The organism is Hydrogenophaga sp. (genome assembly GCF_011772445.1).
Lineage (GTDB): Bacteria > Pseudomonadota > Gammaproteobacteria > Burkholderiales > Burkholderiaceae_C > Hydrogenophaga.
On sequence record NZ_WVZN01000011.1, the window covers coordinates 67,710 to 90,469 of the forward strand.

Sequence of the window (22,760 nt, forward strand, 5' to 3'; positions counted from 1 at the left end):
CCGCGCGCGGCGCAGACCGGGGCAATGCCATGTTGCGCCCGATGGCCCGGGCATGGCGGAGAAACCCCGCCGGCGGCGCGGTTGGCGGCTCGGGCCTCAGATGGCCACGAGTTGGCGCACGCCCCTCTCCTGCATCTCGCTGCCCGGCCCGCTGGCGATCACCTCGCCGCGTTCCATCACCAGGTAGCGGTCGGCCAGGGCCTCGGCGAAGTCGTAGTACTGCTCCACCAGCACGATGGCCATGGGCTCGCCGTCCAGGCCCTGCGTGGCCAACTGGCGGATCACGCGGCCGATGTCCTTGATGATGTTGGGCTGGATGCCTTCGGTGGGCTCGTCCAGGATCAGCAGCTTGGGCTTGCTGGCGAGGGCGCGCGCGATGGCCAGTTGCTGCTGCTGTCCGCCCGACAGGTCACCGCCACGGCGCCCCAGCATCTGCTTGAGCACGGGAAACAGCTCGAACAGTTGCGGCGGCACCGGCGTGCCCAGGGGGCGCGTGGCCAGGCCCATCTGCAGGTTCTCCTGCACCGTCAGGCGCGCAAAAATCTCGCGCCCCTGTGGCACGTAGCCCATGCCCAGGTGGGCCCGCACGTAGGGCGGCGCGGAGCGGACGGACTGGCCGTCGAACACCAGCTCGCCGCTCTTGGCCGGCACCAGGCCCATCAGGCATTTGAGCAGCGTGGTCTTGCCCACGCCGTTGCGGCCCAGCACCACCGTCACCTCGCCGGCCTTGGCCTGCAGGCCCACGCCGCGAAGGATGTGGCTGCCGCCGTAGTACTGGTGGAGGTCCTTCACGTCCAACATGCTCATCTCCCCAGGTACACCTCGATCACGCGCTCGTCGGCCTGCACCTCGTCGAGCGTGCCTTCGGCCAGCACAGCGCCATCGCACAGCACCGTCACCTTCTCGGCGATGGTGCGGATGAAGGCCATGTCGTGCTCCACCACCATCAGGGAGTGATGTCCCTTGAGCGTGAGAAAGAGCTGCGCGGTGCGTTCGGTCTCTTCGTCCGTCATGCCGGCCACGGGCTCGTCCAGCAGCAGCAGCTTGGGGTCCTGCATCAGCAGCATGCCGATCTCCAGCCACTGCTTCTGGCCGTGGCTCAGCTCGCCCGCGCGGCGCGCCACGTGCTCGGCCAGGTGGATGGTGAGCAGCACCTCGGCCAGGCGGTCGCGCTGCTCGCCGTTGGGGCGGAAGTGCATGGACGGCCACACGCGCTTGTTGGTCGCCAGCGCCAGCTCCAGGTTCTCGTAGACGCTGAGCTGCTCGAACACGGTGGGCTTCTGGAACTTGCGGCCGATGCCCAGCGCGGCGATCTCGGCCTCGCGGTGGCGCAGCAGGTCGATGGTGGAGCCGAAGAACACCGTGCCTTTGTCGGGTCGCGTCTTGCCGGTGATGATGTCCATCATCGTGGTCTTGCCCGCGCCGTTGGGGCCGATGATGCAGCGCAGTTCGCCGGGCGCGATGTCCAGCGACAGGCCGTTGATGGCCTTGAAGCCGTCGAAGGCGACGTGCACGTCTTCCAGGTAGAGGATGCGGCCGTGCGTGACATCGACCTCGCCCGCCACCACGGGCCGCGAGTAACCCGCCTTGCGCCCGCCCGATTCGGTCTTGCCCGAGGGCAGGAGGCCCGCGAACTTCTGCATGCGCTCCGCGCCGGCCTGCATCAGATCGGGCGTCATGCCTGCTTTCCTTTCCACAGCTTGCGCACCAGCCCCACCACACCCTGCGGCATGAACAGCGTGACCACGATGAACAGGCCGCCCAGCACATAGAGCCAGAACTCGGGGAAGGTCACGGTGAGCCAGCTCTTGGCGCCGTTGACGAGGAAGGCGCCCACGATGGGTCCGATCAGCGTGCCGCGCCCGCCCACGGCCGCCCAGATGGCGATCTCGATGCTGTTGGCCGGGCTCATCTCGCTGGGGTTGATGATGCCCACCTGCGGCACGTACAGGGCGCCCGCGATGCCGCACATCACGGCCGAGATCGTCCAGATGCTGAGCTTGTAGGGCAGCGGGTCGTAGCCGCAGAACATGGTGCGGTTCTCCGCGTCGCGGATGGCCTGCAGCACGCGGCCGTACTTGCTGCGCACCAGCCAGCGCGCCATCAGGAAGAAGCCCAGCAGCGTGAGGCCCGTGAGCACGAAAAGGAACATGCGCATCTGCGGCGTGGCGATGGCGATGCCCAGGATGCGCTTGAAGTCGGTGAAGCCGTTGTTGCCTCCGAAGCCCGTCTCGTTGCGGAAGAACAGCAGCAGCGCCGCGAAGGTGAGCGCCTGCGTGATGATGGAGAAGTACACGCCCTTGATGCGCGAGCGGAAGGCGAAGTAGCCGAACACGAAGGCCACGCCGCCGGGCACCAGCACGATGAGCGCCAGCGTGGCGAGGAAGCTGTCGGACAGCGCCCAGTGCCAGGGCAGTTCCTTCCAGTCCAGGAACACCATGAAGTCCGGCAGCTCGTTCTGGTACTGGCCGTCGCGGCCGATCTGGCGCATGAGGTACATGCCCATCATGTAGCCGCCGAGAGCGAAGAACAGGCCGTGACCGAGCGAGAGGATGCCGCTGTAGCCCCAGATCAGGTCCATGGCCAGCGCGCAGATGGCGTAGCACATGATCTTGCCGAGCAGGCTGACCAAGTAGTCGCTCAGGTGGAAAGCGCTGCCGGCGGGCACCAGCAGGTTGAGCACGGGCGCCAGCGCGCACACGGCGAGCAGCGCGACGAGGAAAGCGCTCCAGCCGGCGCGGGTCAGCAGGGGTGCGCGGGGCGGCAGCACCACGGCGGGGGTGGGCACGGGCATCCGGCTCATGCTTCCACGCTCCTTCCTTTGAGGGCGAAGATGCCTTGCGGGCGTTTCTGGATGAACACGATGATGAACACCAGCACCGCGATCTTGGCGAGCACGGCACCGGCCCAGCCTTCGATGAACTTGTTGAGCAGGCCCAGGCCCAGGGCCGCGTAGACCGTGCCCGCGAGCTGGCCCACGCCGCCCAGCACCACCACCATGAAGGAATCGACGATGTAGGCCTGCCCCAGGTCGGGCCCGACGTTGCCGATCTGCGAGAGCGCGCAACCCGCCAGGCCCGCGATGCCCGAACCCAGCGCGAAGGCCCAGGTGTCGATGCGCGCGGTGTTCACGCCCATGCAGGCGGCGATGGGCCGGTTCTGGGTGACGCCACGCACGAACAGCCCCAGCCGCGTGCGCGCGATGAGCAGCGACACGCCGATGAGCACCGCCGCCGCGAAGGCCAGAATGATCAACCGGTTCCAGGGCAGGTTCAGGCTGCCGAGCAAGGTGACGCCACCGCTCATCCAGCTCGGGTTCTCCACCGCCACGTTCTGCGCGCCGAACAGGCTGCGCACCAGTTGCATCAGCACCAGCGAGATGCCCCAGGTGGCCAGCAGCGTCTCCAGCGGGCGGCCGTAGAGGAAGCGGATCACGGTGCGCTCCATCACCGCGCCCACCAGGGCCGAGGCGGCGAAGGCGGCCGGCAGCGCCAGCAGCAGGTAGAAATCGAACCAGTCCGGCAGGTGCTGGCGGAAGACGCCCTGCACGAGCCAGGTGGCGTAGGCGCCGATCATGATCAGCTCGCCGTGCGCCATGTTGATCACGCCCATGAGGCCGTACGTGATGGCCAGGCCCAGCGCCGCCAGCAGCAGGATGCTGCCCAGGCTGATGCCGGTGAAGGCCTGACCCAGGCCGCTGGCCAGGGCGATGCGGCGGTCAATGGACTTGAGCGATTGCGCCAGCGCGGCCTTCACTTCGGCGCTCGATTCGCTGGCCAGTCGTTCTTCGATCAGCGGGCGCACGATGGGCTGGCGCGCCTCGCCCAGCTTCACGGCGGCGGCGAGGCGCAGCGCCTCGTCCTCGCTGGCGAGCTGCATGGCCGCCTGCGCGAGTTCGAGCGACTGGCGCGCCTGCGCATCCAGGTCGATGGCCAGCGCCTTCTCGATCAGCGGCAGGCCTTCGGGATCGGGGTCGTTGAAGGCGTTGCGTTGCAGGCTGCGCGCGGCCTCGCGCTGGCGCTCGGGGCCGGCGCTGAAGAGTTCGATGCCGGCCAGGGCGGTGTCCAGCACGCCGCGCAGGCGGTTGTTGACCATCGCGTCCTCCGCCATGTCGGGCAGGGTCGCGGGCTGGCCGCTGGTGGCGTCGAGGGCGCTGTCGCCCTCGACGATGAAAACCTGCGTCTCGGTGGACTTGAGCGATTCGGCGGCGAGCGCGCGCAGCAGGGCCGCGGCGCGCTCGTCGGCCGAAGCGGCGAGGCGGTTGATGGCGGCGATGCGGTCGTCCGTGTCGCCCCGCGCCACCGCGAGCGCGTCGGCCGCGGTCAGCGCGTGGGCGGGCCAGGCCAGGCAACACCAGGCCGCCAGCGCGGCACAACAACGGACGATCACACCCCGCATCACACCTCCGCGCCGGCTTACTTGGACGCGACCTTGGCGGCCTTGGTGGGCACGTTCTTCTTGCCCTTGTTCTCGGCGATGTAGTCGCTCCACGGGTCGGCCACCACCGGGCCTGGCGTCTTCCACACCACGTTGAACTGGCCGTCGGCGCGCACCTCGCCGATGAACACCGGCTTGTGCAGGTGGTGGTTCTCCTTGTCCATGGTGGAGATGAAGCCGCCCGGGGCCTGGAAGGTCTGGCCGTACATGGCCTGGCGCACCTTGTCCACGTCGGTGCTCTTGGCCTTGGTGACCGCCTGCGCCCACATGTTGAATCCGATGTAGGTGGCCTCCATCGGGTCGTTGGTGATGGGCTTGTCCTTGTGGCCGGCGATGTTCTTGGCCTTGGCGTAGTCGCTCCACTTCTTCACGAACGCCGTGTTGGCCGGGCTCTTGATGCTCATGAAGTAGTTCCACGCGGCCAGGTGGCCCACCAGGGGCTTGGTGTCCACCCCGCGCAGCTCTTCCTCACCCACCGAGAAGGCCACCACGGGCACGTCCTTGGCGGACAGGCCGGCGTTGCCCAGCTCCTTGTAGAAGGGCACGTTGGCGTCGCCGTTGATGGTGGAGACCACGGCCGTCTTCTTGCCCTCGCTGGCGAAGGACTTGATCTTGGCGATGATGGTCTGGTAGTCGCTGTGGCCGAAGGGGGTGTACTCCTCCATGATGTCGGCGTCGGCCACACCCTTGCTCTTGAGGAAGGCGCGCAGGATCTTGTTGGTGGTGCGCGGGTAGACGTAGTCCGTGCCCAGCAGCACCCAGCGCTTGGCGGAGCCGCCGTCCTTGCTCATCAGGTACTCCACCGCGGGGATGGCCTGCTGGTTGGGCGCGGCGCCGGTGTAGAACACGTTGGGGCTGAGTTCTTCGCCCTCGTACTGCACGGGATAGAACAGCAGGCCGTTGTTCTCCTCCACCACCGGCAGCACCGACTTGCGGCTCACCGAGGTCCAGCAGCCGAAGATGACGGCGACCTTGTCCTGCGTCAGCAGTTGCTTGGTCTTCTCGGCGAACAGGGGCCAGTTGGAGGCCGGGTCCACCACCACGGGCTCGAGCTTCTTGCCCAGCAGGCCGCCCTTGGCGTTGATCTCGTCGATGGCCATCAGCACCGTGTCCTTGAGCACGGTTTCCGAAATGGCCATGGTGCCCGACAGGCTGTGCAGCACGCCGACCTTGATGGTCTCCTGTGCGTGGGCGCTCAGGCCGGTGAAGCCGAGCGATGCGACGGCGGCAGCCGCCGCGAGGGTCTTGAGCGTCAGGCGACGCGGGTGGGAGGTGTTCGACGACATGGCGCTTCTCCAGCTGAATCCGTTGAGGGCCCCCGGGACGGGAGTTCGTACCGCCTGACACAGGAGCGCTTGGGCCCCTGTCGGTGGTCGGATCGGATGCTAGGGAGAGGGGGCGGTGGCGTATGTACGCCGGGTGGCGTATGACGGGGCCATGAAAATCAACGAACCGGCGCGGGCAACGGGGCACTCACACGGCGCCTGCCTTCTTGCAGGCCATCTCGACAAAGGACCCTCATGATTCCCCGACAACTTCCCATCAACCACCGGGCGCGCGCGACCTTGACCCTCCAGGCCGTGACCCGCGCCACCCGCTTCACCCCCCCGGCCGATGCCCACAAGCCGGTTCTATGGGTGATCGCGCTGGGCACCCCGGCGCCTGAGCAGCAGGCCCTGCTGGCGCACTTGGAGACCCAGGCCGAGACCCTGGGTTACAGCGCCGGCTTCATCGAAGCGGGCACCGACACCCAGGCGCTGCTCGGTGTCATGAAGCAAAACTTCAAGAATGACAGGGTGCTGGTGCTCAACACCGACGCCCCCGCCGAAATGGTCGACGAAGTCAATGGCTACCTCGCGGATCGCTCGCAAACCCTGAAGCCCGCCGGTGCAGCCCATGGCATTGCGGTGGCGACGAAAGAGGCCCAGGCCTGGCGCGCCCTCGATGACCTTCCACCGGTGGCCAGCGCGGGTCCCGAACCATGGACCGTGGCGCAACTGGAGTCGGCGCTCAGTGGTCTGAACGTCTCCGGCGTCGTGGGAAGCACGCACCCGGCTGGCAGCGGTGTCCCGGACGACTTCGACCTCTTTTGGCAGCGCCACCAGGACGTGGCCCGAGGCATCGAGCGCATGAAGGCCGCAGGGCTGCTAAGCCATGTCCCGGACGAGCTGGCGTCCAAACTGGTGGCGTTCGAGATCACCATGGCCTGCAAGATCGCCGCAGTACAGAAACGCGCCGAGGCCAACGGCGGCTTTTCAGGCTGACGCCCAGGGAGCCGACACGGCAGTCGTCGCCACCGAGGACCGGCTGACGCCTGCCCGGCGGGGCACACGCCTCACCCCGCCGGCGACTCCAGTTGCCGCACCCGCTGGATCGCCATCGCCGCCGCCGCCGTGCGCGTCTCCACGCCCATCTTGGCGTGGATGCGCTCCAGGTGCTTCTTCACGGTGGCGGGGCTGGCGCCCAGGATGTCGGCGATGTCGCGGTTGATTTTTCCCTTGACGACCCAGTAGAGCACCTCGGCCTCGCGCGCGGTGAGGCCGAAGGCCTGCGAGAGCGCACTGAAAGCCGATTCGTCCGAGCTCTCCTGCATCACGATCAGCCAGTCGCCCTGGCCCAGCGGGTCGCCGTCCTCGTCGCCCACGCGCTGGTGCAGGCGGAAGGTGAGGCGGCGCGGGCCGTTGTCGATGGTGAGGCGGGGCGGCTCGCGCAGGGCCTGGGCATCGGCCAGGTGGCGGCGCAGCCACTGCAGCACGGCCTCGGGCGCGTGCGCCGAATCGCCGACGCCGTGCTGGCGCAGCAGCTCGCGCGCCAGGGGGGTCTGCCACAGCAGGCGGCCGTCGCTCGCGCGCACGGTGATGGTGGCGTAGCCGAAGGCGTCGAGCGCGTGGCGCGCCTGGCTGCGCTCCAGCGCGCCCTCGCGCGCCTGGCGGGCCTGGCGCAGGTGCAGGCCCATGCGCGCCATCACCTCGCGCGGCCGAATGGGCTTGGTCACGTAGTCCACGCTGCCGGCGGCGAAGGCGGCCTCCAGGTGCTCGGTCTCGGTCAGCCCGGTCATGAAAATGATGGGAATGCCGGCGGTGGCGGCGTCGGCCTTGAGGCGGCGCGCGACCTCGAAACCGTCGATGCCAGGCATCACGGCGTCGAGCAGCACCACGTCGGGCAGGGCCTGCCGGGCGCGGCGGATGGCGCTCTCGCCGTCGAGCGCGACGAGCACGGTGTAGCCGGCGTCGTCGAGCGCGTCGTGCAGCGGCGCGAGGTTGTCGGGCACGTCGTCGACGATGAGCACCACGCGGTGCTCACCGCGCGGCAGGCGCGGCGACAAGGGGGTCGGTTCGATGGTTTCAGGCATGGCCGCGGACCAGCTGGTGTTCGATGGCCTCGAAGCGGAATTCGCGCGCCAGCGTGGCCAGCGCGGCCGCCTGGCTGGCGCGTTCGGGGTGGCGGCGCACCCAATCGTCAAGCCACTGCAGGATGCCGCGCGTGTAGCCCAGTCGCACGAGCTCGAGCAAGGGCTCGATCTCGTCGCGGGCGGGCGGCGGGCCGCCCACCGCCGCCGTCGACGGCGCGGCCTCGGCCCTGGGGGCGGCCACCGGTTCGGGTGGCGCGGCCACTTCGCTCCAGCGCAGGTCCAGCCGCTGCGCGAGCCAGGCCAACAGCTCGGAGCGCCGCACGGGTTTGACGAAGAAATCCTGCGGCGGCAGGGCCTCGCCGGGGTCCAGTTCGCCGTGCAGGCCTTTGTCGAAGGCGTTGGCCGACACGATGGCCAGCGGCACGCCGGCCCAGCCAGCGGCGCGCAGGCGCCGGCGCGTCTCCCAGCCGTCGATGCCGGGCATGGCCAGGTCCAGAAAGACCGCGTGCGGCGCACCGGCATCGCCGGGCCGCAGGCCGGCCAGCAGCTCCAGTGCGTGGTGGCCGTTGCGCGCCAGCGTCACCTCGAAGCCCAGCGGCTCGAGCCAGCGCTGCAGCAGCTCACGGTCGGCCTCTTCGTTGTCCACCACCAGCACGCGGCGCGCGGCGCCCTCGTAAGCCACCGGCTGCTCGATGCGTTCGCGCACCGGCAGCGCACCCTGCATCTCGGGCAGAAACAGGCGCACGGTGAACACGCTGCCTTGCCCGGCTGTGCTGCGCACGCTGAGCTCGCCCCCCATCAGGTCGGTGAGCATCTTCGCGATGGTGAGGCCCAGGCCCGTGCCCAGCACGCCAGAGCCCTCGCCGGCCTCAGCCGAACCACGAGCGAAGGGCTCGAAGATGCGTTCGATGTCGGCGCCGCCCATGCCGGGACCGGTGTCGTGCACCTCGAAGTGCGCCATCTCGCGCGCATGGCGCACGCGCAGGCGCACCTCGCCGGCGCGCGTGAACTTCACCGCGTTGCCCAGCAGGTTGATGAGGATCTGGCGCACGCGCTTCTCGTCGGCGCGCACGGCCTCGGGCAGGCGGCCGTCGGTGTCGTAGACGAAACGCAGGCCCTTGGCCGCGGCCTGCAGTTCGAACAGGCCCGCCACCTCGGCCAGCGTGGCCGCGAAGGCCATGGGCTTCACGTCGAGCGCGAGCTTGCCGGACTCGATGCGCGCGATGTCCAGCGTGCCTTCGATGAGCGAGAGCAGGTGCTCCCCCCCGCGGTGGATGACGCGGATGGCCTGCGCGCGGTGCGGCGCCAGGCCGCTGTCTTCCTGCAGCAGTTGCGCGTAGCCCAGGATGCTGTTGAGCGGCGTGCGCAGCTCGTGGCTGATGGTGCTGATGTAGCGCGTCTTGGCCTGGTTGGCCTGCTCGGCCGCGTGGCGCGCCTGCTGCAGGGCCTCGTCGGTGCGGCGGTGCGATTCGATCTCCTGCATCAGCAGCCGCGTCTGGCGGTTCGATTCCTCCTGCGCGACCTCGCGGCTCTTGTGCGCCAGCACCAGCCACCAGGCCACGGTGGCGGCGATCAGCAGCAGCACCGCGTACACGCGCAGGAAACCCGATCGCAGCGCGGTGTCCAGCATGGACGCGCTGCCGCCGATCTCGATGGCCAGGGTCTGCACCTCCTGCCGGTAGAGCAGGCCCAGCACGGCGGCCAGCAGGGGCGCCACGATGAGCATGAGCAGCAGGTAGTGCGCCAGACCCGCGTCCAGGTAGGGCCACATGCGCTGCGGCAGCAGGTGGCGCAGCGCGTCGCTCCACTGCACGGACAGGCGCGCGTGCGGCTTGCACAGGTCGCCGCAGCGCGCGTCCAGCGTGCAGCACAGCGAGCAGATGGGGCCCTGGTACGCCGGGCAGTGCGCCATGTCCGGCCCTTCATAGTGCTGCTCGCAAATCACGCAGCGCTGCGGCACCAGGCGCGAGTAGCCGCCCGGTTCGGCGCGCCGCGCGATGTAGAAGCGCCCCTTCGTGAGCCAGGCAATGGCCGGTGCCGCCACGAAGGCCGTGACCATGGCGATCACGGCCGAGAAGGCCTCGGCCGTCGGCCCCATGAGCCCCATGTGCGCGGTGATGGACACCACCGAAGCCAGCACCATGGCGCCCACGCCCACGGGGTTGATGTCGTACAGGTGCGCGCGCTTGAATTCGATGCCCGGCGGGCTCAGCCCCAGCGGCTTGTTGACCACCAGGTCGGCCACCACGGCCATGATCCAGGCGATGGCGATGTTGGAGTACACGCCCAGCACCTGGCCCAGGGCCTGGAAGACGTTCATCTCCATCAGAAGGAAGGCGATGAAGGTGTTGAACACCACCCACACCACGCGGCCGGGGTGGTGGTGCGTGAGGCGCGAGAAGAAGTTGCTCCAGGCCAGCGAGCCCGCGTAGGCGTTGGTGACGTTGATCTTGAGCTGCGAGACCACCACGAACAGCGCCGTGGCCGCGACCGCCCAGCCGTAGGGCATGAGGAAGTCGTACGCGGCCAGGTACATCTGGTTCGGGTCCACCGCGCGCTCGGGCGGCACCATGTGGCTGATGGCCAGGTAGGCCAGCACCGCGCCACCCAGCATCTTGAGCACCCCGATCACCACCCAGCCCGGCCCGCCCGCGATGACCCCGGCCCACCAGCGCCAGCCGCGCCCGGGCTGGCGCGCCGGCATGAAGCGCAGGTAGTCGGCCTGCTCACCCATCTGCGTGATGAGCGCAATGCCCACCGTGAGGGCGGCACCAAACAGGTGCCAGTCGAACCCCACGGCGGTGCCGGACGCACCGGCGTAGTGCACCACCTCGCCGAATGTGCCGGGGGCGTGCACGGCGACGGAGATGAAGGGCACCACCATCATCACCAGCCACAGCGGCTGGGTCCACATCTGGAAGCGGCTGATGACGGAGACACCGTGCGTCACCAGCGGGATGACCACCAGCGCGCAGATGAGATAGCCCCAGGCGGGCGGTATGTCCAGCGCCAGCTCCAGCGCGTAGGCCATGACGGCCGCCTCCAGCGCGAAGAAGATGAAGGTGAACGAGGCGTAGATGAGGGAGGTGACGGTGGAGCCGATGTAGCCGAAGCCCGCGCCGCGCGTGAGCAGGTCCATGTCCACGCCATGGCGAGCCGCGTAGACGCTGATGGGCAGGCCGGCCAGGAAGATGATCAGGCCCGTGGCCAGGATGGCCAGCGCGGCGTTGGTGAAGCCGTAGGTGACCAGCAGCGTGGCGCCCACGGCCTCCAGGATGAGGAAGGAGGCCACGCCGAAGGCGGTGTTGGCCACGCGCCATTCGCTCCACTTGCGAAAGCGCTGCGGTGTGAAGCGCAGCGCGTAGTCCTCCATGGTTTCGCTGCCGACCCAGCTGTTGTAGTCGCGGCGCACCTTGATGATGCGCTGGGGCGCATCGGGCAAGGCGGTGGCGGCGGTCTCGGCAGGGGCGTTCACGGGGGCTGGCGGTGCAGCTTTCATGCCATTACCCTCATCAGGTATGCGTCTTGCTGACCCAGCCCCGAGGAGAACCGCCGAACCATGGACCTGACCCCGCGCGAGAAGGACAAGCTGCTCATCTTCACCGCCGCCCTGCTGGCCGAACGCCGCAAGGCCCGCGGCCTCAAGCTCAACCACCCCGAGGCCATCGCCCTCATCACCGCCGCCGTGATGGAGGGCGCGCGCGACGGCAAGACCGTGGCGCAACTCATGAGCGAGGGACGCGCCGTGCTCACGCGCACCGACGTGATGGACGGCGTGGCCGAGATGATTCCCGATATCCAGGTGGAAGCCACCTTTCCCGACGGCACGAAGCTCGTGACCGTGCACCAACCCATTGCCTGACCCGAGGAGCACAGAAGAATGACCCGTTCGACAACGATCAAGACCGTCGCGGCGCTGGCCCTGGCGGGCACGGCCTCGCTGGCCCTGGCCCACGTGGGCGCCGATGGCGCCGAGCACCACGGCGGTTTCCTCACCGGCTTCCTGCACCCCATCACCGGGCTGGACCACCTGGCCGCGATGGTGGCCGTGGGCGTGTGGAGCGCCGAGACCGCGCGCCGCTTCTGGATCGCGCCGATCGCTTTTGCGCTGACGCTGTTCGCGGGCGCGCTGCTCGCTCAGGCCGGCGTTGGATTCCCGGCCATCGAACCGATGATCGCCGTGTCGATGCTGGTGGTGGGCCTGCTGCTGGCGGCGCGGGCGAAGCTGCCGGAAGCCGCGGGCGCGCTGCTGGTGGGCGCCTTTGCCTTGTTTCATGGCGCGGCACACGGCCAGGAACTCGGCGACCTGGCCGCCCTGTTCGGCATGGTGGCGGGCACCGCCCTGCTGCACCTGGCCGGCATCGGCCTGGGCAAGCGCCTGCTGCGCCACAGCGTGTGGTGGACGCGCGCGGCCGGCGCGGTGGTGGCCCTGATGGGCCTGAACATGGGCTGGGGCCTGCTCGCGGGTTGAGCGCCATGACACCCGGCGAATACCTCATCGACGCGGGCGAGCACATCCTCAACCCCGACCGCCCCACGACCACGCTGGTGGTGAAGAACACGGCGACGCGGCCCATCCAGGTGGGCTCGCACTACCACTTCGCCGAAACCAACGGCGCACTCGACTTCGATCGCGCCGCCGCGCGCGGCAAGCGCCTGAACATCGCCAGCGGCACCGCCGTGCGCTTCGAACCCGGCCAGCAACGCACCGTGGAGCTGGTGGATTACGCGGGCGATCGGATGGTGTTCGGTTTTCGTGGTCTCACGCAAGGGAAGCTCTGATGGCAAGCATCAACCGCCGCGCCTATGCGGACATGTTCGGCCCCACCGTGGGCGACCGCGTGCGACTGGCCGACACCGAGCTGCTGATCGAGGTGGAGAAGGACTACACCCTGGCCGCCGGTGGCTACGGTGAAGAGGTGAAGTTCGGCGGCGGCAAGACCATCCGCGACGGCATGGCACAGAGCCAGCGCTCGCGCGCGCAAGGCGCGGTGGACACCGTGCTCACCAACGCGCTCATCATCGACCACTGGGGCATCGTGAAGGCCGACATCGGCTTGAAGGACGGCCGCATCGCCGCCATCGGCAAGGCCGGCAACCCCGACACCCAGCCCGGCGTCGACATCGTCATCGGCCCCGGCACCGAGGTCATCGCCGGCGAAGGCATGATCGTCACGGCCGGCGGCATCGACAGCCACATCCACTTCATCTGCCCGCAGCAGGTCGACGAGGCGCTGGCCTCGGGCGTGACCACCATGCTGGGCGGCGGCACCGGCCCGGCCACGGGCACCTTCGCCACCACCTGCACACCCGGGCCCTGGCACATCGAGCGCATGCTGCAGGCGGCCGACGGCCTGCCGATGAACATCGGCTTCCTGGGCAAGGGCAACGCCAGCCGGCCCGACGCGCTGCGCGAGCAGATCGAGGCCGGCGTGATCGGCCTGAAGCTGCACGAGGACTGGGGCACCACGCCCTCGGCCATCGACCAGTGCCTGGCCGTGGCGGAAGAGTCCGACACGCAGGTGGCGATCCACAGCGACACACTCAACGAATCGGGCTTCGTGGAGAACACGATCGAAGCCACGAAGGGCCGCACGCTCTGCGCCTTCCACACCGAAGGCGCGGGCGGCGGCCACGCGCCCGACATCCTGCGCGTGGTGGGCGAGAAGAACTTCCTGCCCTCCTCCACCAACCCCACCATGCCCTACACCGTGAACACGCTCGACGAACACGTCGACATGCTCATGGTGTGCCACCACCTGGACGCGGGCATCCCCGAGGACCTGGCCTTCGCCGAGAGCCGCATCCGCAAGGAGACCATCGCGGCGGAGGACATCCTGCACGACCTGGGCGCCATCAGCATGATGAGCAGCGACAGCCAGGCCATGGGCCGCGTGGGCGAGGTGATCCTGCGCACCTGGCAGACGGCGCACAAGATGAAAGTGCAGCGCGGCACGCTGCCCGAAGACTCGGCGCGCAACGACAACGTCCGCGTCAAGCGCTACATCGCCAAGTACACGATCAACCCGGCCATCGCGCACGGCATCTCGCACGTCGTGGGCTCGCTGGAGGTGGGCAAGTGGGCCGACCTGGTGCTGTGGAAGCCGGCCTTCTTCGGCGTCAAGCCCTTCATCGTGCTCAAGGGCGGCAGCATCGCGCTGGCGGCCATGGGCGACCCGAACGCCTCCATCCCCACGCCGCAGCCGGTGCACTTTCGCCCGCAGTTCGGCTCGTACGGCGGCGCGCTGGCGCGCGGCAGCCTGACGTTCGTTTCGCAGGCCGCGCTGGGTGCGGGCGTCGGCGAGCGTTACGGATTGAAGAAGACCCTGGCCGCCGTGAAGGGCTGCCGCGGCGTGAACAAGACGCACATGGTGCACAACGCCTGGCTGCCCACCATGGAGATCGATGCGCAGACCTACAGCGTGCGCGCCGATGGCCAACTGCTCACCTGCGAGCCGGCCACCGTGCTGCCCATGGCACAGCGCTACTTCCTGTTCTGATGCAACAAGCCTCCAAACTGATCGCCGGCGGCAAGGGCCTGGCGCCCGTGTTGCTCAAGCGCGCGCCCACGGTCGAGCTGGACTGGGACATCCGCCAGAAGAGCCGCTTCGACGCGCGCCTGAGCGACGGCCGCGCGCTGGCCGTGTTCCTGCCGCGCGGCAGCGTGGTGCGCGGCGGGGACGTGCTGGTCACCGCCGACGGCGAACTCGTGCGCGTGATCGCCGCGCCGCAGACCGTGCTGCGCATCACCGCCTGCCCCGCGCACCCGGTGTCCGAACAGGCCTTCGACCTGATGCGCGCCGCCTACCACCTGGGCAACCGGCACGTGCCGATCGAGCTCAAGCCCGACCACCTGAAGATCGAGCCCGACCACGTGCTGGCCGGCATGCTGCGCGCCATGCACCTGGAAGTGGCCGAGGTGAGCGAGGCCTTCGAGCCCGAGGGCGGGGCCTATGGCGGGCACGCGCATGCGCACGGACATGTCCACGCCCACGGCAGCGGGCACGACCACGCCCCTGGCCACCACCATGACCACGAACACGGCCATTCGCACGACCACTGACGCGGGCCTGCTGCGCACGCTGTGGCTGGCCTCGCCCGCGCTGCCCGTGGGCGGCTTCTCCTACTCGGAGGGCCTGGAAGCGGCGATCGACGCGGGGCTGGCAAGCGACGAAGCCAGCGTCGCCACCTGGCTCATCGACCAGCTGCACCTGGGCCAGGCCCGCAGCGACCTGGCCGTGATGGCCGAAGCCATCGGCGCCTGGCGCGCGCCCGACCTGGACCGCGTGCGCGCGCTGAACCAATGGGTGCTGACCACGCGCGAGACCAGCGAGCTGCGCCTGCAGAGCGAGCAGATGGGCAAGTCCCTGCTGGCCTGGGCCCAGGCCCTGGGCGAACATGGCGCGGCCGTGCACAGCGCCCTGAGCCATGCCGCGCTGGCCCCGCCCACCTGGCCCGTGGCCGCCGCCTGCGCCGCCGCGCACGGCGAAGCCACCCTGCGCGAGGCCGTGATCGGCCTGGCCTTCGGCTGGGCCGAGAACATGGTGCAGGCCGCCATCAAGGCCGTGCCCCTGGGCCAGGGCACGGGCCAGCGCCTGCTGGCGCGCCTGGTGGGCGAGATCCCCGCCGCCGTGGACGAGGCCATCGCGCGCGGCGGCGACGACCGGCGCCAGGCCTTCACCCCCATGCTCGCCATCCTCTCGGCGCGCCACGAAACCCAATACTCACGCCTGTTCCGATCATGAGCACCCCACTGCACCACATCCCCCACCGCACCAAGCTCCTGCCCCCGCTGCGCGTGGGCATCGGCGGCCCCGTGGGCTCGGGCAAGACCACCCTGCTGGAGATGCTCTGCAAGGCCATGCGCGAGCGCTACGACCTCATCGCCATCACCAACGACATCTACACCAAGGAAGACCAACGCCTGCTCACCGTGAGCGGCGCGCTGCCGGCCGAGCGCATCCTGGGCGTGGAAACCGGCGGCTGTCCGCACACCGCCATCCGGGAAGACGCCTCCATCAACCTCGAGGCCATCGACCGCATGCTGGAGCGCTTCCCCGACGCCGACATCGTTTTCGTGGAGAGCGGCGGCGACAACCTGGCCGCCACCTTCAGCCCCGAGCTCGCCGACCTCACCATCTACGTCATCGACGTGGCGGCCGGCGAGAAGATCCCGCGCAAGGGCGGCCCCGGCATCACCAAGAGCGACCTCCTCGTCATCAACAAGACCGACCTGGCGCCGCACGTGGGCGCCGACCTGGCGGTGATGAAGGCCGACACCGCGCGCATGCGCCCCGACGCGCAACGCCGCCCCTGGGTGATGACCAACCTGAAGACCCTGGACGGGGTGGACGAGGTGGTGCGCTTCATCGAGACGCGCGGCTTGTTGAAGGCGGCGCAGCCGGCTTGAAGGCCTCGGCCTCTTGCGCCGCCCGCGGCCGAGCGCGCCGCACTAGAATCCCGGTCTCTGCGGAGACGTGGGTGAGTGGTTTAAACCAGCAGTCTTGAAAACTGCCGACCCGCAAGGGTCCGTGAGTTCGAATCTCACCGTCTCCGCCAAGTCGTGAGCACATCATGTCGCGCACATGCGACGTCTTGCACTACCCCCTGGGAACTGCTTGGTGTCTTCCTCTCCATAGCCGCGTAAGCTCGGCCCTCCATCGAGGGGAGCGAGAACTATGGTGTTATCGGACGACGAAATCGACCACCTGATCAAGCTGGAGAAGCAGGTCACGAATCCCAAGGCCAGACGGCTTTCGAAGCGCGGCTCGGAACAGGTCAACTACGAAGCGGCAGCCCCATCAGGCGAACGTTTCCGCGTCTACATTCGTCAGAACCTTCGCCTGACAGAAAACTTCTCCTGCGGCCTGCTCTGGGTGCTGCCTTCTGGCGACACCATAACCCTCGCCCGCTACAACGGCTGTGATCACGCGCACGTGAATCCGATCGAGGGAACCTCGCCGCTGTCGATGGTCTGCCATATCCACCGGGCCACCGAGAAGTACATGCGAGCGGGTCGAAAGGCCGAGCACTATGCGGAGGCGACCTCGCGATACAAGGACTGCGCGGGGGCGCTCCAGGCTCTCGTCATCGATTGCAACATCAGGGGATTGGGTGACAATCCCGAGGACGATTCACAAGGCAGCCTGTTGTGACTTCGCAAGCAGAACTTCTTCGGCAAAGCCTGTGCGCCACCTTTTGCAAGGACATGGCGGTGGTCGAGCGCGCCGATTCGATCGCTGTGTCACTCCCTATCGTCGGACGAGATGGGGATTGCGTGACAGCCTACGTGACCGCCGCGACGGCGGGGTGGCGAATTTCCGACAAGGGCGCCACCTTGATGCGCCTGAGCTACGAGAACGATCTGGGCCGCCTGCTAGCAGGGGCACGAGAAAGGTTGTTCACGACCATCCTCCAAGAGTCCGGGCTGCAGGAAGACGATGGCGAGATCTTCATCGAGGTGCCCTCGGACGGCCTGTCCATGGGGCTGTTCGCGCTCGGCCAGGGTGTCACACGCATTGAGGGGCTGGACCTCTGGACTCGCAGCCGCATCGAAAGCTCTTTCTCGGACGACCTCAAGTCCATCCTCGTTGAAGCAGTTGGCAAAGACAAAGTCGTGGAAGGCTATCAAGTACCCGGCTTGGCCAACGCAGAGGACTATCCGATCGACTTCTACGTTCGCACGCCCCAAGCACCTCTGTATGTGTTCGGAGTGAGCAGCAAAGACAAGGCACGGCTGGCGACCATCATCCTGCAACACCTTGCGTCGCATCAGCACCGCTTCGATTCGATGATCGTCTATGCCGATGTGGACGACATACCCAAAGCCGATGCGAAGCGCTTGATGATCGCGGCGAACGACGCGGTGCCCAGCATCAACGAGCGGCAAGGCATCATCGCCAAGATTGCCCATCGGATGGCTGCCTGAAGGCTAGAGAGCAAGGCCATCCGGAACGCCTTCCGGAGCGGATGGAACCTGAGTGGCTGTTCCAGTCCCCGTTTACCGACGTGAATGCCCCAGGACCCCTGGGCGTTTTTTCAAACGAGAAAGTCACCCGGATCGTTGACGTGTTGGCCGAGATCCGGCGCCGCGCCGCCGCCTAGAGCGCTTGCCCAGGTCGCGTCCACGACACGCACCCCCCCGCCAGCGCCCCCTGCCCGACGAACAGTGCCCCCCGTCGGTGCAGCGCCCAGCGCGCCGCCGGTTCTTCCAGCACGACGCCCCACACACCGCCCGAGCCGTCGACCCAGACGATGCGCGCCTGCACCGCGGCGAGCGCCTTGTGCGCCTGGCCGGGGCTCACGCCGGGCGCGAACAGCACCACCGTCTGATCGAGGCCTTGCGGCGCACGCGCCGCGAGCGGGCCGGCAAACACCGCGGCCAGAGCCAGTGACACCGCGGCACCACGCCCGCCGCCACCATCGGATGGAGGCCCGCGGCGGCGCAAGGCCCAGGCGCCCATCAGCAGCGGCACCAGACCGAAGACCACGACCCAGCCCAGGTCCCACAGCAGGGGCTGACTGGCGTCCATGCGGATGCGGTGTATGCCCAGCAACCAGTGCGAGAGCACGGCATCGAGCGCGTGCCAGGTGCCGAAGCCGATGAGCGCCATGCCCCACAGCAGAGGCCCCGCGCCGGCCTGCCCCAAGGCCGCGCGCCGGCGCCAGAGACCCCAGAGGGCGATCAAGGCCAGCAGGTACATGAGCGCGTGGAACAGGCCGTCGGCCAGCAACTGCTGGCGCAGATCCTGCGCGACCTGCACGGCGGAGAGCAGGTGGTGCCACTGCAGGACCTGGTGCAGCAGGACGCCATCGAAGAAGCCGCCCAGGGATACCCCGAGCAGAAAACCGGGCACCTTCAACGGCCTGAGAGCGGCCGCCGCCAGGGGCGCTTCGTCGAATCGGTGGCTCGTGTCCATGCGGTCCCCTTGCGCGCGAATCGGGCGGCCCCGAGGCAAGCCACATGCCCGCCGCCGCACACCGGTCCAGGGCACACGGTTTGCCGGGGCGGGCGATGAATGCCGCGCCTTACGCCCCCTCCCCCCACCGGCTGACGCTTCGCATCAACGGCGAGGCGCACACCGTCGCCGTGGAAGCCTGGGTCTCGCTGCTCGACCTGCTGCGCGACCGCCTGGATCTGACCGGCACGAAGAAGGGCTGCGACCAAGGGCAGTGCGGTGCCTGCACGGTGCTGGTGGGTGGACGGCGCATCCTGTCCTGCCTTCAACTCGCGGTGATGCATGAGGGGTCGGACATCACCACGGTCGAAGGCCTGGCGCGCGGCGACGTCCTGCACCCCATCCAGCTCGCCTTCCTGGAACACGACGCGCTGCAATGCGGCTACTGCACGCCTGGCCAGCTGTGCTCGGCGATCGGCCTGGTGAACGAAGGCCAGGCGCGCAGCCTCGACCAGGTGCGCGAGCTCATGAGCGGCAACATTTGCCGCTGCGGCGCCTACGCGCAGATCGCGCGCGCGGTGGCGGACGTGGCGCTGGGCCCGCCACCGCACGAGAGCGAACGGACCCAGCAAGCCATCGTCACCGGCACGGTGCCCGCATGAACCCCTTCGCCTACTCCAAGGCCGCCAACGCCCCCGCCGCGCTGGCCCAACTGGCGGCCGTGGCCGGTCGTGCCTCGGCAGCGGACGCAGACCCAGGCGCAGAGGCGAAGCTCCTCGCTGGCGGCACCAACCTGCTCGACCTGATGAAGGTAAACCTGGTGCGCTGCCACCGGCTGGTGGACATCAACGGCCTGCCACTGGACGCCATCGAAGCCCTGCCCGATGGCGGCTTTCGGCTCGGCGCGCTGGCGCGCAACGCCGACACGGCCTACCACCCGGCGGTGCGCGAGGGCCTGCCGCTCCTGTCCAGCGCCATCCTGGCGGGCGCATCGCCTCAGATCCGCAACATGGCCACCAACGGCGGCAACCTCTTGCAGCGCACCCGCTGCCATTACTTCTACGACGCCCTCACGCCATGCAACAAGCGCGAGCCCGGCACCGGTTGTCCGGCGCGCGAGGGACTGGCGCGCCAGCACGCGATCCTCGGCAGCAGCGAACACTGCGTGGCGGTTCACCCTTCGGACATGTGCGTCGCGCTGGCGGCGCTGGGCGCCGTCGTGCGTGTGCGCTCGACCCGCGGCGCGCGCGACATCGCCTTCGCCGACTTCCATCGCCTGCCGGAGGACCGGCCGGAGCAGGACACCACGCTCGCGCCGGACGAGCTGATCGAGCACATCGCCATCGCGCCGCTGCGGCAATACGCGGCGCACTCGGTGTACCTGAAGCTGCGCGAGCGCCAGTCGTACGCGTTTGCGCTGGTGTCGGTGGCGGCCGCGCTGGACCTGGGGCCGGATGGCCGCATCCGCGGCGCGCGGCTGGCCCTGGGCGGCGTGGCGCACAAGCCCTGGCGCGACATCGGCGCCGAGGCGCTGCTGCAGGGGCAGCCACCACAGACCGCCGTGTTCGAGCGCGCGGCCGAGGCCGTGTTGCAAGGCGCGGTGCCGCGGGGCCGGGGCGTGGGCAGCAACGCCTTCAAGATCCCCATGGCACGGCGCGCCATCGTGCGGGCCTTGCAGACGGCCGCGCGTGGCACGGTGCCCAACACCGGAAGGAACCTGGCGTGAAGGCCCGCCTGGACAACCCGCTTCCCCGGGCCGAGCCAGGCACCGGCCCGGTGGCCATGGGCGAGCCGGTGGCGCGCGTCGACGCCCGCGCCAAGTTGACGGGCAGCGCGCGCTATGCCGCCGAACACCCCACGCCCGGCCTTGTGTACGGCGTGGTGGTCGACAGCGCCATCGCCAGGGGCCGCATCACCGCCCTCCATGTGGAAGACGCCCTCGCGGTGCCCGGCGTGCTGGAGATCCTCTCGCACCGGAACCGGCCCCGCATGCGCAAGCTCGGCCTCTTCTACAAGGACATGACGGCCCCCGCCGGCTCGCCGTTCAAGCCCTTCCACGACGAGCGCATCCTCTACAGCGGGCAGCCGATCGCGCTCGTGCTGGCCGAGAGTTTCGAGGCCGCGCGCTACGCCGCCTCGCTGGTGCGCGTGGACATTGACGCGCAGCCGCACGAAACCCACTTGCTGTCCCACCTGAAGCGCGCGCACGAACCCAGCCGCCTCAAGGCGGGCTTCTCCCCGCCCCCGAAGGAGAAGGGCGAGGCGCAGGCGGCCTTCGATGCGGCGCCGGTGCGGATCGACAGCGAGTTCCACGCGGGCGTGGAGCACCACAACCCGATGGAAATGCACGCCACCACCGTGCTGCGCGGCGAGGACGGCCACCTGACGATCCACGACAAGACGCAGGGCTCGCAGAACTGCCGCTGGCTCGTGTCGCGCGTGTTCGGTCTGCCGCGCCACCGGGTGACGGTGAAGAACGCCTTCGTCGGCGGCGCCTTCGGTTCGGGGCTGCGCCCGCAATACAACCTGGTGCTGGCCGTGATGGCGGCGCTGCGCCTGGAGCGTTCGGTGCGCGTGGTGCTGACGCGCCCGCAGATGTTCAGCTTCGGGCACCGGCCCGAGACCTGGCAGCGGGTGCGGCTCGCCGCGGACATGGATGGCCGATTGCGCTCGGTGCTGCACGAGGCCGTGGCGGAGACGTCCCGCCTGGAGGACTACGCGGAGGTGGTGGTCAACTGGTCGGGCCAGCTCTACGCCTGCGACAACGTGAAGCTGGACTACCGGCTGGTCGCCCTGGACCACCCCAGCCCCTGCGACATGCGCGCCCCCGGCGCGGCACATGGCATGCACGCGCTGGAGGTGGCCATGGACGAACTGGCCCATGCGCTGGCCATGGACCCCCTGGCCTTGAGGCTGAAGAACTTCGCCGAGCGCGACGGCGCCACCGGCCTGCCCTACTCCACCAAGGCGCTCAAGGCCTGCTACGAGCAGGGCGCGGCGCGCTTCGGCTGGCGCGACCGGCCCCAGGCGCCGCGGTCCATGAAGCAGGGCGACGAACTGATCGGCTGGGGCATGGCCACCGGCCAGTGGGACGCCATGCAGATGTTCGCCCGGGCACACGCCGAGCTGCGCGCCGACGGCAGCCTCATCGTGAGCAGCGCGGCCAGCGACATCGGCACCGGGACGTACACCGTGATGGCGCAGATCGCCGCCGCGACCATGGGCCTGCCGATGGAGCGGGTGCTTTTTCGCCTGGGCGATTCCACCCTGCCGGTGGCGCCCGTGGAAGGCGGCTCCTCGCACGTGGCGACCGTGGGGTCCGCCGTGCAAGGCGTGTGCGAAAAGCTGCAGAAGACGCTGCTGCGTTTTGCACATGCCCTGCCCGACTCGCCCTTCGCCAAGGCCCGCTTCAAGGACCTGAGGTTTCGCGGTGGCGCCATGGAGTGGGTGGACGCGGACACGGGCGCGGTGCGGGCTTCGGTGCCGCTGGCCACGCTGCTGGCCGCTGCCGAGGTGGAGCGCGTGGAGGAGCGGTACCTGATGCTGCCGAACCTGTTGCGGCAGAAGCGCTACACGCGCGCCACGCACTCGGCCGTGTTCTGCGAGGTGCGGGTGGACGAAGCCTTGGGCATCGCCCGGGTCACACGCGTGGTGAGCGCCGTGGCGGCGGGCCGCATCATGAACACACGGCTGGCCAGCAGCCAGGTGATGGGCGGCGTGGTCTGGGGCATCAGCCAGGCACTGCACGAAGAGACCCACACGGACCACCACCTGGGCCGCTTCATGAACCGCAGCCTGTCCGAATACCACGTCGCCGCCAACGCGGACATCCACGACATCGACGTCCTCTTCGTGGAGGAAGACGACCGGATCGTGAGCCCGCGCCTGGGCGCCAAGGGCGTGGGCGAGATCGGCATCGTGAGCGTCGCCGCCGCGGTGAGCAACGCCATCTTCCATGCCACGGGGCGGCGCCTGCGCTCCACGCCGATGACGCCCGACAAGATCATGGCGCCCGGCCCGGACTGGGCGGCGGGCGACAGCGCGGTGGGCATTCCCCTGGTTCCGCGCTGAGG

21 protein-coding genes and 1 tRNA gene are annotated in these 22,760 nt (G+C 69.1%); 14 read left to right on the forward strand and 8 right to left on the reverse strand.

Going from position 1 to position 22,760, the window contains the following annotated elements; translation table 11 throughout:
* Positions 1-96: 96 nt before the first annotated feature.
* Genes urtE through urtA form a run of 5 tightly spaced genes read right to left on the reverse strand, consistent with a single transcriptional unit; the run spans position 97 to position 5,723 of the window.
* The gene (gene urtE / locus GTO19_RS04910; RefSeq protein ID WP_291022359.1) at positions 97-801 is read right to left on the reverse strand and encodes an urea ABC transporter ATP-binding subunit UrtE; all 705 of its coding nucleotides are present in this window, start codon (positions 799-801) and stop codon (positions 97-99) included.
* Positions 802-803: 2 nt separating this feature from the next.
* A complete protein-coding gene (gene urtD, locus GTO19_RS04915; protein ID WP_291022361.1) occupies positions 804-1,679 on the reverse strand; it encodes an urea ABC transporter ATP-binding protein UrtD in 876 nt (291 codons plus the stop codon).
* The gene (gene urtC / locus GTO19_RS04920) at positions 1,676-2,794 is read right to left on the reverse strand and encodes an urea ABC transporter permease subunit UrtC (RefSeq protein ID WP_291022649.1); all 1,119 of its coding nucleotides are present in this window, start codon (positions 2,792-2,794) and stop codon (positions 1,676-1,678) included. Before urtC ends, urtD begins: the two co-directional genes overlap by 4 nt.
* 5 nt (positions 2,795-2,799) lie before the next feature.
* The gene (gene urtB, locus GTO19_RS04925; RefSeq protein ID WP_291022363.1) at positions 2,800-4,398 is read right to left on the reverse strand and encodes an urea ABC transporter permease subunit UrtB; all 1,599 of its coding nucleotides are present in this window, start codon (positions 4,396-4,398) and stop codon (positions 2,800-2,802) included.
* Between the two features lie 17 nt (positions 4,399-4,415).
* Positions 4,416-5,723, reverse strand: coding sequence for an urea ABC transporter substrate-binding protein (urtA, locus tag GTO19_RS04930; RefSeq protein WP_291022365.1), 1,308 nt, complete (start codon positions 5,721-5,723; stop codon positions 4,416-4,418).
* 234 nt (positions 5,724-5,957) lie between these two features.
* Here urtA and GTO19_RS04935 point away from each other — a divergent pair, with 234 nt between their 5' ends.
* Positions 5,958-6,701 (forward strand): hypothetical protein, encoded by a 744-nt coding sequence (locus GTO19_RS04935; protein WP_291022368.1) that lies wholly within the window; start codon positions 5,958-5,960, stop codon positions 6,699-6,701.
* Positions 6,702-6,772: 71 nt separating this feature from the next.
* On the opposite strand, the gene GTO19_RS04940 is transcribed toward GTO19_RS04935, so the two are convergent.
* Entirely contained in the window at positions 6,773-7,789 is a 1,017-nt protein-coding gene (locus GTO19_RS04940) for a response regulator transcription factor (protein ID WP_291022370.1), read from the reverse strand.
* Positions 7,782-11,288 (reverse strand): ATP-binding protein, encoded by a 3,507-nt coding sequence (locus GTO19_RS04945; protein ID WP_291022372.1) that lies wholly within the window; start codon positions 11,286-11,288, stop codon positions 7,782-7,784. The genes GTO19_RS04940 and GTO19_RS04945 overlap by 8 nt, the downstream gene beginning before the upstream one ends.
* Before the next feature lie 60 nt (positions 11,289-11,348).
* On the opposite strand from GTO19_RS04945, the gene GTO19_RS04950 reads away from it, so the two are divergent.
* From GTO19_RS04950 to GTO19_RS04995, 10 genes are all read left to right on the forward strand, one after another.
* A complete protein-coding gene (locus GTO19_RS04950; RefSeq protein WP_009519965.1) occupies positions 11,349-11,651 on the forward strand; it encodes an urease subunit gamma in 303 nt (100 codons plus the stop codon).
* 18 nt (positions 11,652-11,669) lie between these two features.
* Entirely contained in the window at positions 11,670-12,260 is a 591-nt protein-coding gene (locus GTO19_RS04955; protein ID WP_291022374.1) for a HupE/UreJ family protein, read from the forward strand.
* 5 nt (positions 12,261-12,265) lie between these two features.
* Positions 12,266-12,571, forward strand: a complete 306-nt coding sequence (locus GTO19_RS04960; protein ID WP_291022376.1) for an urease subunit beta — start codon at positions 12,266-12,268, stop codon at positions 12,569-12,571.
* The gene (gene ureC, locus GTO19_RS04965; RefSeq protein WP_291022378.1) at positions 12,571-14,289 is read left to right on the forward strand and encodes an urease subunit alpha; all 1,719 of its coding nucleotides are present in this window, start codon (positions 12,571-12,573) and stop codon (positions 14,287-14,289) included. Before GTO19_RS04960 ends, ureC begins: the two co-directional genes overlap by 1 nt.
* A complete protein-coding gene (ureE, locus tag GTO19_RS04970; RefSeq protein ID WP_291022380.1) occupies positions 14,289-14,852 on the forward strand; it encodes an urease accessory protein UreE in 564 nt (187 codons plus the stop codon). Before ureC ends, ureE begins: the two co-directional genes overlap by 1 nt.
* Entirely contained in the window at positions 14,818-15,534 is a 717-nt protein-coding gene (locus GTO19_RS04975; RefSeq protein WP_291022382.1) for an urease accessory protein UreF, read from the forward strand. Before ureE ends, GTO19_RS04975 begins: the two co-directional genes overlap by 35 nt.
* The gene (gene ureG, locus GTO19_RS04980; RefSeq protein WP_291022384.1) at positions 15,531-16,199 is read left to right on the forward strand and encodes an urease accessory protein UreG; all 669 of its coding nucleotides are present in this window, start codon (positions 15,531-15,533) and stop codon (positions 16,197-16,199) included. Before GTO19_RS04975 ends, ureG begins: the two co-directional genes overlap by 4 nt.
* A 61-nt stretch (positions 16,200-16,260) precedes the next feature.
* Positions 16,261-16,348, forward strand: a tRNA-Ser gene (locus tag GTO19_RS04985).
* Between the two features lie 119 nt (positions 16,349-16,467).
* Positions 16,468-16,944 (forward strand): hypothetical protein, encoded by a 477-nt coding sequence (locus GTO19_RS04990; protein ID WP_291025850.1) that lies wholly within the window; start codon positions 16,468-16,470, stop codon positions 16,942-16,944.
* A complete protein-coding gene (locus GTO19_RS04995; protein ID WP_291022387.1) occupies positions 16,941-17,717 on the forward strand; it encodes a DUF1828 domain-containing protein in 777 nt (258 codons plus the stop codon). The genes GTO19_RS04990 and GTO19_RS04995 overlap by 4 nt, the downstream gene beginning before the upstream one ends.
* 172 nt (positions 17,718-17,889) lie before the next feature.
* Here the strand turns inward: GTO19_RS04995 and GTO19_RS05000 are convergent, their stop codons facing one another.
* Positions 17,890-18,708: a DUF2243 domain-containing protein gene (locus GTO19_RS05000; RefSeq protein ID WP_291022389.1), complete on the reverse strand. Its 819-nt coding sequence runs from the start codon at positions 18,706-18,708 to the stop codon at positions 17,890-17,892.
* Between the two features lie 95 nt (positions 18,709-18,803).
* Between GTO19_RS05000 and GTO19_RS05005 the strand changes: the two genes are divergently transcribed.
* The 3 genes from GTO19_RS05005 to GTO19_RS05015 are packed head-to-tail and all read left to right on the forward strand — an operon-like array spanning position 18,804 to position 22,758.
* On the forward strand, positions 18,804-19,349 hold the full coding sequence (locus tag GTO19_RS05005; RefSeq protein ID WP_291022391.1) for a (2Fe-2S)-binding protein: 546 nt from the start codon (positions 18,804-18,806) through the stop codon (positions 19,347-19,349).
* Positions 19,346-20,413: a xanthine dehydrogenase family protein subunit M gene (locus GTO19_RS05010; RefSeq protein WP_291022393.1), complete on the forward strand. Its 1,068-nt coding sequence runs from the start codon at positions 19,346-19,348 to the stop codon at positions 20,411-20,413. Before GTO19_RS05005 ends, GTO19_RS05010 begins: the two co-directional genes overlap by 4 nt.
* Positions 20,414-20,469: 56 nt before the next feature.
* Positions 20,470-22,758: a xanthine dehydrogenase family protein molybdopterin-binding subunit gene (locus tag GTO19_RS05015; RefSeq protein WP_291022651.1), complete on the forward strand. Its 2,289-nt coding sequence runs from the start codon at positions 20,470-20,472 to the stop codon at positions 22,756-22,758.
* The last annotated feature ends 2 nt before the right edge of the window (positions 22,759-22,760 follow it).

Excerpts from the sequence above, each read along its gene's own strand:
- ureC (WP_291022378.1), top strand. The coding sequence starts at position 12,571 with ATGGCAAGCATCAACCGCCGCGCCTATGCGGACATGTTCGGCCCCACC.
- urtA (WP_291022365.1), bottom strand. The coding sequence starts at position 5,723 with ATGTCGTCGAACACCTCCCACCCGCGTCGCCTGACGCTCAAGACCCTC.
- GTO19_RS04950 (WP_009519965.1), top strand. The coding sequence starts at position 11,349 with ATGGACCTGACCCCGCGCGAGAAGGACAAGCTGCTCATCTTCACCGCC.
- GTO19_RS04960 (WP_291022376.1), top strand. The coding sequence starts at position 12,266 with ATGACACCCGGCGAATACCTCATCGACGCGGGCGAGCACATCCTCAAC.
- urtE (WP_291022359.1), bottom strand. The coding sequence starts at position 801 with ATGTTGGACGTGAAGGACCTCCACCAGTACTACGGCGGCAGCCACATC.
- GTO19_RS04940 (WP_291022370.1), bottom strand. The coding sequence starts at position 7,789 with ATGCCTGAAACCATCGAACCGACCCCCTTGTCGCCGCGCCTGCCGCGC.
- urtD (WP_291022361.1), bottom strand. The coding sequence starts at position 1,679 with ATGACGCCCGATCTGATGCAGGCCGGCGCGGAGCGCATGCAGAAGTTC.
- GTO19_RS05000 (WP_291022389.1), bottom strand. The coding sequence starts at position 18,708 with ATGGACACGAGCCACCGATTCGACGAAGCGCCCCTGGCGGCGGCCGCT.
- GTO19_RS04990 (WP_291025850.1), top strand. The coding sequence starts at position 16,468 with ATGGTGTTATCGGACGACGAAATCGACCACCTGATCAAGCTGGAGAAG.
- urtC (WP_291022649.1), bottom strand. The coding sequence starts at position 2,794 with ATGCCCGTGCCCACCCCCGCCGTGGTGCTGCCGCCCCGCGCACCCCTG.
- GTO19_RS05015 (WP_291022651.1), top strand. The coding sequence starts at position 20,470 with ATGGGCGAGCCGGTGGCGCGCGTCGACGCCCGCGCCAAGTTGACGGGC.
- GTO19_RS05010 (WP_291022393.1), top strand. The coding sequence starts at position 19,346 with ATGAACCCCTTCGCCTACTCCAAGGCCGCCAACGCCCCCGCCGCGCTG.
- GTO19_RS04935 (WP_291022368.1), top strand. The coding sequence starts at position 5,958 with ATGATTCCCCGACAACTTCCCATCAACCACCGGGCGCGCGCGACCTTG.
- ureG (WP_291022384.1), top strand. The coding sequence starts at position 15,531 with ATGAGCACCCCACTGCACCACATCCCCCACCGCACCAAGCTCCTGCCC.
- ureE (WP_291022380.1), top strand. The coding sequence starts at position 14,289 with ATGCAACAAGCCTCCAAACTGATCGCCGGCGGCAAGGGCCTGGCGCCC.
- GTO19_RS04955 (WP_291022374.1), top strand. The coding sequence starts at position 11,670 with ATGACCCGTTCGACAACGATCAAGACCGTCGCGGCGCTGGCCCTGGCG.
- GTO19_RS04975 (WP_291022382.1), top strand. The coding sequence starts at position 14,818 with ATGACCACGAACACGGCCATTCGCACGACCACTGACGCGGGCCTGCTG.
- urtB (WP_291022363.1), bottom strand. The coding sequence starts at position 4,398 with ATGCGGGGTGTGATCGTCCGTTGTTGTGCCGCGCTGGCGGCCTGGTGT.
- GTO19_RS05005 (WP_291022391.1), top strand. The coding sequence starts at position 18,804 with ATGAATGCCGCGCCTTACGCCCCCTCCCCCCACCGGCTGACGCTTCGC.
- GTO19_RS04945 (WP_291022372.1), bottom strand. The coding sequence starts at position 11,288 with ATGAAAGCTGCACCGCCAGCCCCCGTGAACGCCCCTGCCGAGACCGCC.